Source organism: Lentzea waywayandensis, from assembly GCF_900115955.1.
Taxonomy (GTDB): Bacteria; Actinomycetota; Actinomycetes; order Mycobacteriales; family Pseudonocardiaceae; genus Lentzea; species Lentzea waywayandensis.
The window spans coordinates 323,138-337,603 of sequence record NZ_FOYL01000001.1 but is presented as its reverse complement, the minus strand read 5'-3'; the positions used below and the strand labels follow the sequence as shown (position 1 = coordinate 337,603).

Genomic DNA, 14,466 nt, shown 5'->3' with positions numbered 1-14,466 from the left:
AACGGCACCCTGCCTCGGTAGGGTGCCGTTCATGGGGGATGACTGGCTTTCCGAATTGCACTGGGCCGCTGAGTTCAAGTCACCGCAGGAGGTCGCGGAGCTGATCGCTCAGGCGGACGACATCGACGCGATGGACGAGGAGCGCACCGCGTTGTGGCGCGCCGTGCACGCGAGCCGGCCCGAGAACGTCCGGGTCCTGCTCGCCGCGGGTGCGGATCCGGCACGTTCGATGATGTACGGCTGGTCGCCGGCGCGGCTCAGCCTCGCCACGGAACACGCGTTGCCGACCGACGAAGTCCTCACGGACGAAGAACGCGCTGCCATCGAGGAACGCGACCGGCTCGTGGCGGCACTCGGTGGTGTTCCCCGCGACGACGGCTACAGCCTGGCGTGCGTCGCGGGTGTGGACGCGGAGACCGCGCTGTGCAGGCTGGAGGCGGAGTCCGTCGAGGTGACTCACGAGCAGATCCAGGAGTGGCGGACCGAGCCGCAGGGCGGTGAGACCGTGCTCGGTGTGACGACGGTGCCCGGCGGTTGTGTGCTGATGCAGCTCTGGGGTTACACGGCGTCCATGTCGGGCGTGCTCGGACGGTTGTCGGCGGGCACCGTCGCGGTCGGCATGTACGCCAACCCCAAGGGCGGTAATCACGGCGACGTGTACCGCGACGGCGACGTCGATGACTGGGACCTGCATCCCGGCGAAGGCGTCGTGGAGGAGGAAACAGCGGCGGACGTGCTGCTGGCACACCTTTACCAGGACGAACCGGCGGCGTTCTGCCTCGCGTTCGCGGGGTTGAGGCCGATGGACGACCGCGCGTTCACCGCGCCTGATCTGTGGCTGCGCCTTCCCGAACGCGACGACTGGCACTCCTGACCTGTTTTCTCAGCGACCGGCGCGCATCATGGAGTGATGCTGGAGGCACTGAGGCGTCAGCTGAGCGAGGGACTCTTCGAGAAGGTCGCGGGTCCGGAGCGGGCGAAACACGCTCGCCGGATCCACGACTCGCCCGGCCCGCGCCTGTTCGCCGACGACCGGCCGATCCGGCACGTGCACGCTGATCACGCCATGTTCATCGGCGGGCTGCGGGCGTTGCTGCTCCAGTCGTTGCACCCGCTGGCGATGGCGGCGGTCGCGCAGCACTCCGACTACCACACCGACCCGTGGGGCCGGTTGCAGCGCACGAGCCTCTTCGTCGGCGTCACCACGTACGGCAGCGCGGACGACGCGCTGAAGGCCGTTGAACGGCTCGGGCGCGTGCATCAGCACATCCACGGCACCGCGCCGGACGGCCGTGAGTACCGCGCCGACGACCCGCACCTGTTGGCGTGGGTGCACGTGGCCGAGGTCGACAGCTTCCTGCGTTGCCACCAGCGCTATGGCGAGAAGCCGCTGGACGACTACGACGGGTACGTGGCCGACATGGCCGTCATCGCCGACGCCATGGGCATCCCGGATCCGCCGCGCACGGTCGCCGAGCTCGACGCGAAGCTCGACTCCTACCGAGCCGAGCTGAAGGGCACGCCCGAGGCGTGCGAAGCGGCCAGGTTCCTGCTGCTCAAGGCGCCGTTGCCGCTGCTGGCGCGCGGGCCGTACGCGATCCTGAGCTCCACGGCGGTCGCGACCCTGCCGGTGTGGGCGCGGGTTCCGTTGCGGCTGCCGTACCTGCCGATCGCGGAGGCCACCGGGGTTCGGTTCGCGGGGCACGCGTTGATGCGCGGCCTTCGGTGGGTCACCGGCTGAGCCACTGGTGCGACCCGGAATGTCGGCTGGGTAGTTCACGCTCAGCAGGGCGCCTCGCGACACCACGACGCACCCGTCTGACCGCGAATTCGCCCGGCAGCATTCCGGGCCACACCACTAGGCCTCCAGGAAGTCGAGCACGAGTGGCGTCGCCTCACTCGCGAACTCCTCGAAGTAGCCGTGACGGGCTCCCTCGATCAGGTGCATCCGCGCGCCGGGGATTCGCTCCGTGATCAGCGGAGCGTTGGCCGTGGGGTTGAAGATGTCCTCTGTGCCGTGCACGACCAGGGTCGGTGCGGCGATCGACGGCAGCACGTCCCACGCGTCGTGCTCGGCGCTCGCGAAGAGGTGCCGCTTGCGTGCGTGCGGTGGCATCCGCGGGTCGCCCAGCGTGTTGTACGGGCCGCGGTATGCCGGTGTGTACATCAGCTCTTCCAACGCCCTGCGCGCCTTCATCGGGTCGACCTGCGCGAGTGACTTGCGGACCTCGGCGCTGCGCTCGATGCCGTGCGGGCCGCCGGGGGAGGTGCAGCCCAGCACCAGCCGGTTGACGCGCTCGCCGTGCGCGGCCGCGATCCACTGCGCGATCCGGCCGCCCATCGACGTGCCGTAGACGTGGGCGGACTCGATGCCCGCGTCGGCCAGGATCGCGACGCAGTCCGCCGCGAACATCCTGGTGCTGTACGGGACGTCCGGCTTGTCGCTGGAACCGGTTCCGCGGTGGTCGGTGACGATCGTCGTGAACCGGGTGGAGAAGTCCCCGCGGACCTGTGACCACCACTTCGACGAGTTCGCCTGGCCCGCGATGAGCAGCAGCGGAGGTCCGGAGCCCTCGACCGAGTAGAAGAGGCTGGTTCCGTCGGCGGCACGGGCGTGGGACACGACCGGAAGTCTAGAACCTTGACTTCCCGATAGATGGTCTAGTCCAATTCGGGGTGACCCCCTGCCGGCCGCCAACGCGTGAGGGATGGAACCCATGCTGTTGTTCGCTCGAATATCCGCGGTGGCCGCACTGGTGCTCGGCACCGTGATCGTGAGCCTCGCCCCTGCCAGTGCCGCCGGAGTCACGGCGACGTTCTCCAAGCAGGCCTGGAGCACCGGCTACACCGCGACGGTGACGATCAAGAACGAGACCAGCGCGGCGATCAGCTCCTGGAAGGTCGAGTTCGACTACCCGGCCTCGACCTCCGTCGGTGCCTACTGGGACTCGCTGCTCACCAAGAGCGGCAACCACAACACGTTCGTCAACCGGGAGTACAACGGCTCGGTCGCGCCCGGCGCCAGCGTGTCGTTCGGCTTCAACGCCGCCGGCACCGCCGACCCGGCGAACTGCACGATCAACGGTGCGGCGTGCACGGGTGGCACCGGACCGACCACCAGTTCGACCACCACGACCACGACGACTACTACGACCACGACCACCACCACTACGACCGGTCAGCCGCCCACGGGTCAGCTGCCACGCAAGGTGCTCGTCGGCTACCTGCACGCCAGCTTCGCCAACGGCTCCGGCTACATCCGCATGAAGGACGTGCCGGACGAGTGGGACGTCATCAACCTCTCGTTCGCCGAGCCCACCAGCGCCACATCCGGTGAGCTGCGGTTCAGCCAGTGCCCGGTCGCGGAGTGCCCGAACGTCGAGTCCGAGGCGGAGTTCATCGCCGGCATCCGCGCCCAGCAGGCAAAGGGCAAGAAGGTCAACATCTCCATCGGCGGCCAGAACGGCCAGGTGCGGCTCGAGACCACGGGGGCGCGCGACGCGTTCGTGCGGTCGGTCGGCGCCATCATCGACAAGTACGGCCTGAACGGTCTCGACGTCGACTTCGAGGGCCACTCGCTGTCGCTGAACCCCGGTGACCTCGACTTCAAGAACCCGACCACGCCCGTGGTCGTGAACCTGATCTCGGCGCTGCGGACGCTGAAGTCCCGCTACGGAGCCAACTTCGTGCTCACCATGGCACCGGAGACGTTCTTCGTGCAGGTCGGCTACCAGTTCTACGGTGGCACGGGCACCGGCGACGCGCGCACGGGTGCGTACCTGCCGGTGATCGAGGCCATGCGCAACGACCTGACGTTGCTGCACGTGCAGGACTACAACTCCGGACCTGTGATGGGGCTGGACAACCAGTACCACAACATGGGTGGCGCGGACTTCCACGTGGCGATGACCGACATGGTGCTCGCCGGCTTCCCGGTGCGCGGTGACGCGTCGAAGTTCTTCGCGCCGTTGCGGCAGGAACAGGTCGCGATCGGCCTGCCCGCCGCGCAGTACGCGGGCAACGGGTTCACGTCCGTCGCGGACGTCCAGACCGCGCTGGACTGCCTCACCAAGGGCACGCGCTGCGGCAGCTACAAGCCGAAGGGCGTCTACCCGAACCTGCGCGGCCTCATGACGTGGTCGATCAACTGGGACAAGTACAACAACTACGAGTTCTCCAAGGCCCACCGGGCCTATCTGCCCCGATAGCGGCGGTGGGGGCGGCTTTCGCCGCCCCCGTTTCCGTTAGGCCAGTGTGGACCAGAACTGAAGTTCGTATGCCTGGAGCAGGCGGCCGTAGCGCCACGCGTGCTTCGGCTGCCAGCCGGCGTCGAGGGACGCCTGGATCGCGGCGATCGCGCGGTCCTCGAGCTGCGGCGCGGGCGTGGCGAAGAAGTCCACGAACGCGCACGCCTCGTCGCTGAACCCGTAGTGCTCGCGCAGCCCCTTCGCCATCCGCGCGCAGTAGCCGCCCCACGCGGTGAAGTTCGCGAGGATCGCGAGGATCACGTCCGTCGGCTCCCCGTTGAGCGCCATCCACGCCTGGTAGGCCGGGTAGGACTGGCAGCCGGGGAACGGCTCGTAGCTCTGGAAGTCCTTGGCGGACATGCCCGCCGCCTTCGCGAGCGGCTCCAGCATCGGTAGCACCAGCTCCTCGCCGCCCGCGAGCAACGTGAAGAACGCCCGCGCGTTCGGCTCCTCCGCCTTCGACGCGAGCGCCAGGAATGTTCGCCAGTCCGACGACACGATGTGGTTCTCCTCGGCGGCGAACGTGGCGATCACAGCGCGCGGGGCCTGTCCGGTTTCGATCAGTTTGACCACGAGGTTGTCGTGCTCACCGGGGTGCAGCTCCGTTCGGATGCGCGTGACCAGCTCTTTTGCGTTCATGGTCCCGATTCTTTCGCACTCGGGAAATCGTTCGCCAGACCGCGGGCCCTTCGGGGAGCATCTTCGCTCGTGGCTGAACACACCTACCGAGTACTCGTCCGCGGCCGGTTCGCCGACCTGACCTCCGAGCAGCGCGTCTCGTTGCAGGACCGCCTGAAGGGCTTCGACTTCCTGCGCGACGGCGGCTTCAGCGAGGAAGGCGCGCTGATGTTCGACGAGAAGCTCGACTTCTTCAGCTACCGCGTGATCCTGACCGCCGCCGAGAAGCCGGACGAGGCGGGGCTGCGGCGCGCGGCCACCGCCCTCGACTCGCTCGGCGTCGACTTCCAGGGGTTGAAGGCCAAGGTCACCGACATGGACGAGATGAAGGTCAACCGGCCGAAACGGCTGGGCTGAGCGGGATTTCGAGGACGGTGGCGGCGTCCAGCGCGAGGTCCTCCCGATACATCCGGGAGATCACCTGGACGCCGGTCGGCAGCCCGTCCCGCAGCCCCGTCGGCACCGCCACCGACGGCACGCCGACGAAACTGCTCGCCTCGCACAGCTTCATCGCCTCGAAGTAGTCGGCCAGGGCCTCAGGACTGCGGCGGTCCTGGTCCGGTTCGAACCACGGTGTGGTCGACACCGGCCCGACCAGCACCGGGTAGCGGTCCAGCACCCGTGCCCACTCGCGTTGGATCGCGAGCCGGGTACCTGTCAGCTCGAGGAACCCGGCCAGGTCCAGTCCCGGCCGCACCTTCAGCAGGTGACGGGAGTACAGGGCGACGTCCTCGCCCGCGAACGTGGCGAACTGCTCGAAGTCGAGCGCGATCGGCGTGGCGATCATCCTCATGGCGAGCGTCGACGCCTCCTCGACCCGCGGAGGAGTGACCGGTTCTACCTCGTAACCGGCCTCCACCAGCCGTTTCGCCGCCTCCTCCACGACCGGGTCACCCGGTACGAAACCGGCGATCCTCGGCGTCGGTGAGCCGGTGGCGGGCACCGGGACGGAACGAGGATCGGCCGGGTCCGCGCCGCACAGCACCGAATGCACTCGCCGCAGGTCCTCGACCGTGCGGGCGAGCGGTCCCTCCACGGTCATGACCTGGGTCGGGAACGACGGGTCCGGCTGGCCGTAGATCGCGCCCTGCGGGTAACGCCCGTAGCTGGGCTTCAGCGCGCAGACGCCGTTCAGGAACGCGGGCAGTCGCAACGAGCCGCCGCCGTCGTTGCCGATCCCGAAATCCACCATTCCCGTGGCCACGGCGACCGCGTCACCGCCGGAGCTCCCACCCGGCGAAAGAGCGCTGTCCCACGGGTTGATGGTGTGCCCGGCCAGTTCGCTGTACGTGTGCATGCCACGGGCGTTCAACGTCGGCATGTTGGCGTGCGCGATCGGTGTCGCCCCGGCTGCTCTCAGCCGCGCCACGATGGGCGCGTCCGCAGATTTCACGTTGCCTGCCAGCGACTTCAGGCCGTGCGTGGTGGCGGCGCCCGCGACGTCGATGTTGTCCTTGACCGAGAACGTGACCCCGGCGAGTGGACCGACCGGCTCATCCCGAACGTCGAACACGGAGGTCAACGCGTTGTAGACCGGGTTCAAGGCTTCGATGACGCGCAACTGCTCAGAAAGAATCCCCATGCTCCAGTCTATGCGGACCGGAGCATGGGGATGTGCAGTTCAAAACCACTCAGCGGAACATCACGGGTAGTTCGCCAGGTAAGCCTCGGTAGATCCGGCGGTCACCCGTCCACCCGAGTTGTTGATGATGCGCTCGATGGTTCCCTTGCCGCCCAACGAGATCGTCACCATGCTGTGGAACTTGACGCCCGGGGTGTTCGGCACCTCGAATGCCCGGTCGGCCACCACGCTCGGGTTGGCGTTGGCGAAGATGTAACTGCCCAGGCCCCACGCCTCGTGCGTCGTGACGTTGTTGGCGACCTTGTACGCCGCGTAGCCGCGGGTCGAGCCGTTCATCCACGCCGCCTGGTTGGGCGCCTCGTACGGCATTTCGTTCTGGTAGAAGTACGTCCGGCCGCCCTGGCCGTTCCAGATGGTCTGGTACTTCTGGTAGTGCTCGACGAACAGGCCGTACATCGTCACGTTGTTGCCGTTGACGATCAGGCCGGTGTCCGCCCGGTTCACGTCCCAGCCGACGCCGATGGAGTGGTCACCTCGCCACAGCCACAGGTGGTCGCCGATCACGTTGTGGCTGTTGACCACCAACGAGGTCGTGGCGCGGCCGACGGCCGAACCGCCGATGCGCACGTAGAAGTCGTGCAGCGAGGTCGGGTTGGCCGAGTGGTTGGCGTTGCTGCCCGGCGCGCCGATCTGTGCGAGCAGCGGCGAGTTGGTCGGGGCCGCGTCGAGCAGCAGGCCGGCGATCTTCACACCGTCCACATCGGCCACGTCGAGCGCCATGTTGCCGTTGGTGGGCATGACGGTCGCGAGACCGAGACCCATCACGACGGTGTCGGGGCGGGTGACGCGGATCGGTTCCGAGACCTGGTGGACGCCCGGCGTGAGCAGCAGGTGCTTGCCGGCCGCGAGCTGCGCGTTCATCGTCGCGGCCGAGGTGCCCGGCTTCGCGATGTAGAACTGGGACAGCGGGATGTTCGTGCCCTGCTGGTTGCCCGACGCCCAGGTGGTGCCGCTGGTGTTGGAGCGCAGCGCCGGGACGAACACGTTGTAGTTGCCGCTGCCGTCGACGTTCAGGAACGGCTTCTCCCGCACGACAGGGGTCTGCGCGACGGTCGTGTACGGCGGCTCCGGGAACGTGTTCTGCGGTGCGTTGCGAGCACCGACGAACACCATGTTCCAGTTCTCGCCCGTCCACGAGCCCCACTCGGTGTTGCGCGACAGCCACTGCTGCTGCGAACCGGAGCGGACCTGGCCCGTGACCACGGAGTCGGCGAGGAAACCACCGCTCGACCAGCCGTTGTCGTCGAGCTGCATGTTGCCGTAGACCTTCGTGCGGCGCATCGCGGACGCCTGCGAGACGGCCCACGTGTTGGTGCCCGAAGGCGGCCGCACCGCGAGGTTCTCCGCGCCACGCCAGAAGTTGTGCGTCGCGTTGCCCTCGAACCAGTCGGCCTCGACGTGCACCTGGCCGTTGATCGTCACACCGTCCGGCAGCAGGCCCAGGCCGAGGACCTGGGTGAAGAAGCCGATGTTGACGTCGACGTTGTAGTTGCCGGGCTTGAACATGATCGCGAACCGGCGCGCGTCGTACTGACCCTCTTCCTGTTGACGGAAGACGTCGTTGAGCCGCGCCTGGATCGTGGCGGAGGACATCGACGGGTCGAAGATCAGCACGTTCGGGCCGAAGTCCGGCTGGCCGGGGTTCGGCGGGCCGTCCTGGGCGAGGCGGAAGAGCTGCGCGTTGGTCCCGTTGCAGGTGTACTGGACCAGCTGGACGTCACCGGTCGAGGCGCCGGGCACGTCGAGGCACTTGGCGCTGTTGCGGTTCACGAACCGGTAGGTGTCCGTGCCGACGGCCTCGGCGCGCCATTGCTGGTTGTTCGCGGTGAACGACTGCCACATGTGGACCGGGGCGTTGTCCGCGGTGGAGACGTTCGAGACGTCCCAGACCTGGCCGTCGCCGACCGTGTAGTAGCCGTCGCTCGTGGGCGTGAAGGTCCACTTCTGCCCAGTGCAACCTTGTTGGCGGAGCTGTGCGCCGTTGGCCGTTCCCAGCGACTCCACGCACTTTCCGCTGCCGACGTTCGTCACTTGATAAGCGGTTCCGGGCACCACGTCGGCCTGCGCCGCGACCGTCCACACAGGAACGATCGCCGCTGCTGCCAACGCTGCCACCAGCAGGGGGGTTCTCACGGGTCACAGGGTGGGGGTGGTTTGTTGCAACCGTCAACGAACTTAACTGTTTCCGGTCGTGTTCCGGTATTGACACACGAATTTGTCAAATGCGACTGTGCTAGGCGTGGAGCTGTCGCCGTTACGCCGGTCGCTGCTGGAGCTGCTGAGATCGCCCGCCTCGGCGACGCAGCTCGCGGCGGTCCTCGACCTGCCCCGGCAGCGCGTCAACTACCACGTCCGAGCCCTGGAACAGGCAGGACTGGTCGAGCTGGTCGAACAACGCCAGCGCCGCGGCTGCGTCGAACGCGTGCTGCGCGCGAAGCCCGGCCGCGAGATCGCCGCCGGCGTCCAGGACCAGTTCGCCGCGACGCACCTGGTGTCGGTCGCGGAGGACTCGGCTCGTGACGTCGAGCGGATGTCGAACGCGGCGGCCGACGCGGGAAAGCGCTTGCTCACGTTCACGGTGGAGACGACGGTCCGCTTCGGCGCGCCCGGCGACGTCCACGAGTTCACCAGCGACCTGGCCGAAGCGGTGCGGCAGATCGCGCTGAAGTACGACACCGAGTCAGGCCGCCCGTACCGGGTGGTCGCCCTGGGCCACCCCGGAGTAGCAGATGAGTGACGAAGGCGTCCGGATCGAGATCACCGTGGCCGCACCGGTCGACGAGGTGTGGCAGTCGTTCCGGGACAAGGAGAAGCTGCGCCACTGGCACGGCTGGGACCTCCCGGAGCTCGACGCCGAGATCGACCACATCTACTTTCAGAACGCGGAGGAGGACGGCACGACGCTGATCGTCCACAACCACGACACGTTCGTCCTCACGCCCGTTCCCGAGGGCACCCGCGTCGTGCTGACCCGCGCGCCCAAGGGCACCTCACCCGAGTGGGACGACTACTACGAGGACATCACCGAAGGCTGGATCACGTTCCTGCATCAGCTGAAGTTCGCGCACGAGTTCCACCCCGGCGAGAAGCGCAGGACGCTGTTCTGGCCGTCCGAGGTCGATCTCGGGGTGAGCGGCAAGCCGTTCTTCGAGTCGGAGAACCAGCGCGGTGTCGTGGTGGAGGAGTTCGGGCCGGGTCTCGTGGTCACCAGCGCGAAGATGACCGTCGTGACGACCTACGGGTTCTCCGACGCCGAGCTGGAGGAGCTGCGGGGTAGGGGGCCTCAGCTGGAAGCGGACCCGAAGTAGGTCGTCAGGAAGTCGTTGCGGAAGACGCCCTTCGGGTCGTGCTCGCGGAGCAACGCCCGGAAGGCGTCCCACTGCGGGTAGCGGGCGGCCAGCAGCGCCGGTGGCACGGTGAAGAGCTTGCCCCAGTGCGGTCGCGGCGCGATCGCCTCCTCCAGACGAGGCAGCAGCCGCAGCACGGCCGGGGTGTTCGGCACCCAGGTGAAGTGGATCGCCAGGCTGTCCCGGTCGTAGGCGGGGCTGAGCCACTGCGGTTCGCCGTTGATCGTGCGGATCTCGCAGGCCTGCACCAGCGGCGAGATCACCGTGGACATCTCGGCCAGCGCGCGCAACGCCGTCACCGCGCGGGTGCGGGGGACGAAGTACTCGGTCTGGAGCTCCTCGCCGACCGACGGGGTGAACTCGGCGCGGAAGTGGGGCAGGCGTTCGTGCCACGGCCCGGGCACGCCGCCCTGGATCGTGCAGCGGGAGCCGGGCTGGCCGGGCACCGGGTGAGCCTGCTCGGACGCGGGACGGCCGGGGTAGCGGAACTCCTCGTCGCCGACGCGGTGCTTCACCCACAGGGTCGCGCCGCCCTGCCAGTCGACGAACGCGCTCACGCTGTACGCGCCGTCGAAGATCTGTTCGAGCTGGATCAGCAGCGTCGTCCAGGCGACGTGCTCGTAGACGGTCTGCGCGACCTGGAACGACGGCACCACGTCCAGCGTCACCGTCGTGATGACGCCCAGACCGCCGAGCGACACGGGGGCGCCGGCCGAGGTCAGCTCGACGACCGAGCCGTCACCGCGCAGCACCTCGACGGACCGCACGGCACCGGCCAGCGAGCGGGAACCCGAGCCGTGGGTCGCGGTCACGATCGCGCCGGCCACGGTGATGTGCGGCAACGACGGCAGCGTGTGCAGGGCCAGGCCCGCCGCCTCCAGCCGGACGGACAGGTCGGCGAGCGTCATGCCCGCGCTGACCCGGACCGTGTGGCCGGACACCTCGAAGACCTCCGGCATCGCCGACAACGACACCAGCGTGCCGGTCGTGTCGGCGATCGTGCTGAACGAGTGTCCCGAACCGACGACGTGCACGGCCGATGAACCGCGCACGAGCGCACGCAGGTCTTCGGCCGAGGCCGGGGTCACGGCCTGGGCCGCGGTGAACGTGACGTTGCCAGCCCAGTTGGTCCTCATACAGACACGGTAAGCGCCGACGCCAGCAATCGTCGGGTGTAGGGATCCTGCGGCGCGGCGAACACCGACGTGCCCTCCTCGACCACACGGCCCAGGTGCAGCACCGCGACCCGGTCGGCGAGGTGCTGCACGACGGCCAGGTCGTGGCTGATGAACAGGCACGCGAACCGCAGGTCGCGCTGCAACGACCGGACCAGGTCCAGGACGCGCGCCTGCACCGTCACGTCCAGCGCCGACGTCGGTTCGTCGGCGATCAGCAGGTCCGGATCAAGCGCGATGGCACGGGCGATGCCGACCCGCTGCCGTTGACCGCCGGACAGTTCGTGCGGGTAGCGGTCCCGCAGGGAGGCCGAGAGCTGCACGGCGTCGAGCAGCGAGTCGACCTTCGCGGCCAGTTCCCTGCCGCGCAACGACGTGTGCAGCAGGAGCGGTTGCGCGATCGACCTGGCGATCGTGGCGCGCGGGTTCAGCGACGACAGCGGGTCCTGGAACACCAGCCCGATGCGGCCGCGGTCGCCCTTGCGCAGCGCCGAGACCTCCTTGCCCGCCACGGTGATCCGCCCGGTGTAGCGGGTGAGGCCGGTGATGGCGCCGGCGAGGGAGGACTTGCCCGACCCCGACTCGCCGACCAGGCCGAGGGTTTCGCCTTGACCGATGGTGAGGGAGACGTCGGAGACGGCGCGGAACTTGCCGTAGGTGACGGACGCGCCGGAGAGGAGGAGAACTGGTTCGGTGGTGGAGCGGGGTGGGCCAGTGGGGGCGGAGTCCGGTGGTGGCGCCGGTTCTGCCGTGTCGCGTGTCTCCGGCTCTCGCGTGTCCGGTGGTGGCGCTGGTTCTGCTGTGTCGTGTGTCCCCGGTTCTCGCGTGTCCGGTGGTGGCGCTGGTTCTGCTGTGTCGTGTGTCCCCGGTTCTCGCGTGTCCGGTGGTGGCGCCGGTTCTGCCGTGTCGCGCCTCCCCAGCTCCCGCGAGTCCAGCCGCAGCACCGAGTCGAGCAACGTCCGCGTGTACTTCTCCGCAGGCGCCCGAAAGACCTGCCGCACGGTCCCGGTCTCCACGACCCGTCCGGCGTTCATCACGACGACCCGGTCCGCCAGGTCCGCGACCACGCCCATGTCGTGCGTGATCAGCAGGATCGCGACCCCGAGCCGGTCGCGCAGGTCCCGCAGCAGCCCGAGGATCTCGGCCTGCACGGTCACGTCCAGCGCGGTCGTCGGTTCGTCGGCGATCAGCAACGACGGCTCGTTCGCCACCGCCATCGCGATCACCACGCGTTGCAGCTGGCCGCCGGACATCTCGTGCGGATAGGCCTTGAACCGCTCCTCGGGCAGTCCGACGAGCCGCAACAGCTCCACCGCCCGCGCGCGAGCCTTGGCCCGTGAGACCGCGCGGTGCACCCGCACGGCCTCCACGATCTGGCTGCCGATGGTGAAGACCGGGTTGAGGGCGCTCATGGGTTCCTGGAACACCATGCCGGCCTCGTTGCCCCGCACCTCCCGCAGTTCGTTGGCGTTCAACGAGTACAGGTCGCGCCCGTTCAGGACCGCGTGGCCGGACACCGTCGCAGTGGGAGGCAGGAGCCCGAGCAACGACATCGCGGTCACGGTCTTGCCGGAACCGGACTCGCCGACGACGGCGAGGACCTCCCCGGCGGTCAGCGAGAACGAGACCTCGCTGACCGCCGGGGAGCCCGAGCCGAAGTCCACCGAGACGTCCTCGACGGACAGCAGCGCACTCACTTCGTGATACCGACCTGGAGGTAGTTCGGGTAGGCGGGGAAGTCGGCGATGTAGAAGTTGCCGACCTTCGAGCCGCGGATGAACGAGTTGCGGGTGTAGATCAGCGGCACGACCGGCGAGTCCTGCAGGATCAACTTGTCGATCGCCGCCCACTTCTTACCGGCCTCCGCCGGGTCCACAGTGGACTGCGCCTCCTCGATCAGCCTGTCCACCTCGGGGTTGGAGTAGCGCGAGGTGTTGTAGCCGCCCTTGCCGATCTCCGAGGTCGCGAACAGCGGCTGGATGTTCGAGTTCGCGCTGGGGAAGTCCGGCTGCCACGACGACAGGATCAGGTCGTACGTGGGGTTGTCCGAGAGGTTCGTCTCGGTCTCGAACGCGTCGGCCTCCAGCGACCGGATGGTGACCTTGATGTTCGCGCGGGCCAGCGCGGCCTGGATCGCCTCGGCCTTGTCGGTCTGGTTGTTGGACTTGTTCAGCACCAGCGACAGGTTCTCGAGACCGTTCGGGAAACCGGCCTCGGCGAGCAGCGCCTTGGCCTTGTCCGGGTCGCCCTCGGGCTTCGAGGGGTAGAGGTCGAACTGCTCGCGGCCCTCGATGCCCTGGGTGATCAACGTGGAGGCGGTGTCACCGGCCAGCGCCGCCGTGCCGGCCGACGCCACCTGGTAGGCGGCCTTGTTCACCGCGTACTGGAACGCCTGGCGCACCTTGACGTTGTTCAGCGGCGCCTTCTGCGTGTTGAGCGAGAGGAACGCGACCGCGCCCGACTTCGACGTCACCACGCGGGACTTCGCGGACGGGTTGCCCTGCAGCTGCGCGAGCTGGGCGGGGGAGACGAACGACGAGGCGAACGCCGTCTGGTCGTCGCCGGAGTCGGCGGCGAGGCGCTGCGAGACGACCGAGGCCTCCTGGCCCAGCTGGAACACCACGGCGTCGGGCAGGCCGGCGCGGACCTGGTCCTTCGCGGGCTCCCAGTTGGTGTTGCGCTTGAGCTTGACCTCGACGCCCTTGGTGTAGGTCTCGACCTGGTACGGGCCGGACGCGACGGCGTGCTCGTGGTAGTCGGCCTCGGCGCCCTTGCCCTTCGGCACCGGTGCGAACGCGGGCGTGGAGGCGATCCACGGCCAGTCGCCGTACGGGCGGGTCAGCGTGAAGACGATGGTCTTCTCGTCCGGGGTCTTGATGGAGTCGAGCTCCTTGCCCTCGAACGGACCCTTGTAGTCACCGCCGCCCAGCAGGTCCTTGTGGTAGCCCAGGCCGCCGCCGAACGCCGGTGCGAACGAGCGCTCGACGCCCCACTTCACGTCCGCGGACGTGATTGGCGTGCCGTCGCTGAACTTCAGGCCGTCCTGCAGCACGAACGTCCAGGTCTTGCCGCCGTCGGACGTCTTGCCCGTGTCAGACAGGTCGGGCACGACCTTCGCGGGCTGGCCGACGGCGTTCTGCCAGCCGGTCAGTCTGCGGTGCACGAGACCGAGCGAGGTGATCGCGAGGCTCTGGGACTTGGCGGGGTCGAGGTTGAGCGTGCGCGACTCGGACAGGATGCGCAGCGTGCCGCCCTTCCCGGGCTTGACCGCGGTGTCACCGGAGGGCTTCTGATCGTTCGCGCCACACGCCGAGACCCCCAGGGCACCGGCGAGCACGATCGCAAGAAGTTTCTTGCTGGACAACGGACTTTCCTCC

General features: G+C 68.4%; 13 protein-coding genes. 6 read left to right on the top strand and 7 right to left on the bottom strand.

Annotated features, from left to right (window positions below):
- Window positions 1–31 precede the first annotated feature (31 nt).
- A complete protein-coding gene (locus BM417_RS01535; protein ID WP_093588531.1) occupies window positions 32–874 on the top strand; it encodes a DUF6461 domain-containing protein in 843 nt (280 codons plus the stop codon).
- A gap of 36 nt (window positions 875–910) precedes the next feature.
- On the top strand, window positions 911–1,741 hold the full coding sequence (locus tag BM417_RS01530; RefSeq protein WP_093588530.1) for an oxygenase MpaB family protein: 831 nt from the start codon (window positions 911–913) through the stop codon (window positions 1,739–1,741).
- 117 nt (window positions 1,742–1,858) lie between these two features.
- On the opposite strand, the gene BM417_RS01525 is transcribed toward BM417_RS01530, so the two are convergent.
- Window positions 1,859–2,623, bottom strand: a complete 765-nt coding sequence (locus BM417_RS01525; protein WP_093587910.1) for an alpha/beta fold hydrolase — start codon at window positions 2,621–2,623, stop codon at window positions 1,859–1,861.
- Window positions 2,624–2,717: 94 nt separating this feature from the next.
- Between BM417_RS01525 and BM417_RS01520 the strand changes: the two genes are divergently transcribed.
- Window positions 2,718–4,208, top strand: a complete 1,491-nt coding sequence (locus BM417_RS01520; RefSeq protein WP_093588529.1) for a chitinase — start codon at window positions 2,718–2,720, stop codon at window positions 4,206–4,208.
- Between the two features lie 36 nt (window positions 4,209–4,244).
- Here BM417_RS01520 and BM417_RS01515 read toward each other — a convergent pair whose 3' ends face one another.
- Entirely contained in the window at window positions 4,245–4,886 is a 642-nt protein-coding gene (locus BM417_RS01515; RefSeq protein ID WP_093587909.1) for a thiaminase II/PqqC family protein, read from the bottom strand.
- A 69-nt stretch (window positions 4,887–4,955) separates the two neighbouring features.
- Here BM417_RS01515 and BM417_RS01510 point away from each other — a divergent pair, with 69 nt between their 5' ends.
- Window positions 4,956–5,282 (top strand): DUF6204 family protein, encoded by a 327-nt coding sequence (locus BM417_RS01510; RefSeq protein WP_093587908.1) that lies wholly within the window; start codon window positions 4,956–4,958, stop codon window positions 5,280–5,282.
- On the opposite strand, the gene BM417_RS01505 is transcribed toward BM417_RS01510, so the two are convergent.
- Window positions 5,257–6,507, bottom strand: a complete 1,251-nt coding sequence (locus BM417_RS01505) for an amidase (RefSeq protein ID WP_093587907.1) — start codon at window positions 6,505–6,507, stop codon at window positions 5,257–5,259. The genes BM417_RS01510 and BM417_RS01505 overlap by 26 nt on opposite strands.
- Window positions 6,508–6,567: 60 nt before the next feature.
- Window positions 6,568–8,700 (bottom strand): RICIN domain-containing protein, encoded by a 2,133-nt coding sequence (locus tag BM417_RS01500; protein ID WP_245821612.1) that lies wholly within the window; start codon window positions 8,698–8,700, stop codon window positions 6,568–6,570.
- A 106-nt stretch (window positions 8,701–8,806) separates the two neighbouring features.
- Between BM417_RS01500 and BM417_RS01495 the strand changes: the two genes are divergently transcribed.
- Together BM417_RS01495 and BM417_RS01490 are read left to right on the top strand one after the other, a co-directional pair.
- Entirely contained in the window at window positions 8,807–9,304 is a 498-nt protein-coding gene (locus BM417_RS01495) for a winged helix-turn-helix domain-containing protein (protein ID WP_245821610.1), read from the top strand.
- The gene (locus BM417_RS01490; protein WP_093587904.1) at window positions 9,297–9,875 is read left to right on the top strand and encodes an SRPBCC family protein; all 579 of its coding nucleotides are present in this window, start codon (window positions 9,297–9,299) and stop codon (window positions 9,873–9,875) included. The genes BM417_RS01495 and BM417_RS01490 overlap by 8 nt, the downstream gene beginning before the upstream one ends.
- Here BM417_RS01490 and BM417_RS01485 read toward each other — a convergent pair.
- The 3 genes from BM417_RS01485 to BM417_RS01475 are packed head-to-tail and all read right to left on the bottom strand — an operon-like array spanning window position 9,851 to window position 14,453.
- Window positions 9,851–11,050, bottom strand: a complete 1,200-nt coding sequence (locus BM417_RS01485) for an FAD-binding protein (RefSeq protein WP_093587903.1) — start codon at window positions 11,048–11,050, stop codon at window positions 9,851–9,853. The two genes, BM417_RS01490 and BM417_RS01485, sit on opposite strands and share 25 nt — an antisense overlap.
- A complete protein-coding gene (locus tag BM417_RS48940; protein ID WP_093587902.1) occupies window positions 11,047–12,786 on the bottom strand; it encodes a dipeptide ABC transporter ATP-binding protein in 1,740 nt (579 codons plus the stop codon). Before BM417_RS48940 ends, BM417_RS01485 begins: the two co-directional genes overlap by 4 nt.
- A complete protein-coding gene (locus tag BM417_RS01475; RefSeq protein WP_093587901.1) occupies window positions 12,783–14,453 on the bottom strand; it encodes an ABC transporter substrate-binding protein in 1,671 nt (556 codons plus the stop codon). Before BM417_RS01475 ends, BM417_RS48940 begins: the two co-directional genes overlap by 4 nt.
- Between the last annotated feature and the right edge of the window lie 13 nt (window positions 14,454–14,466).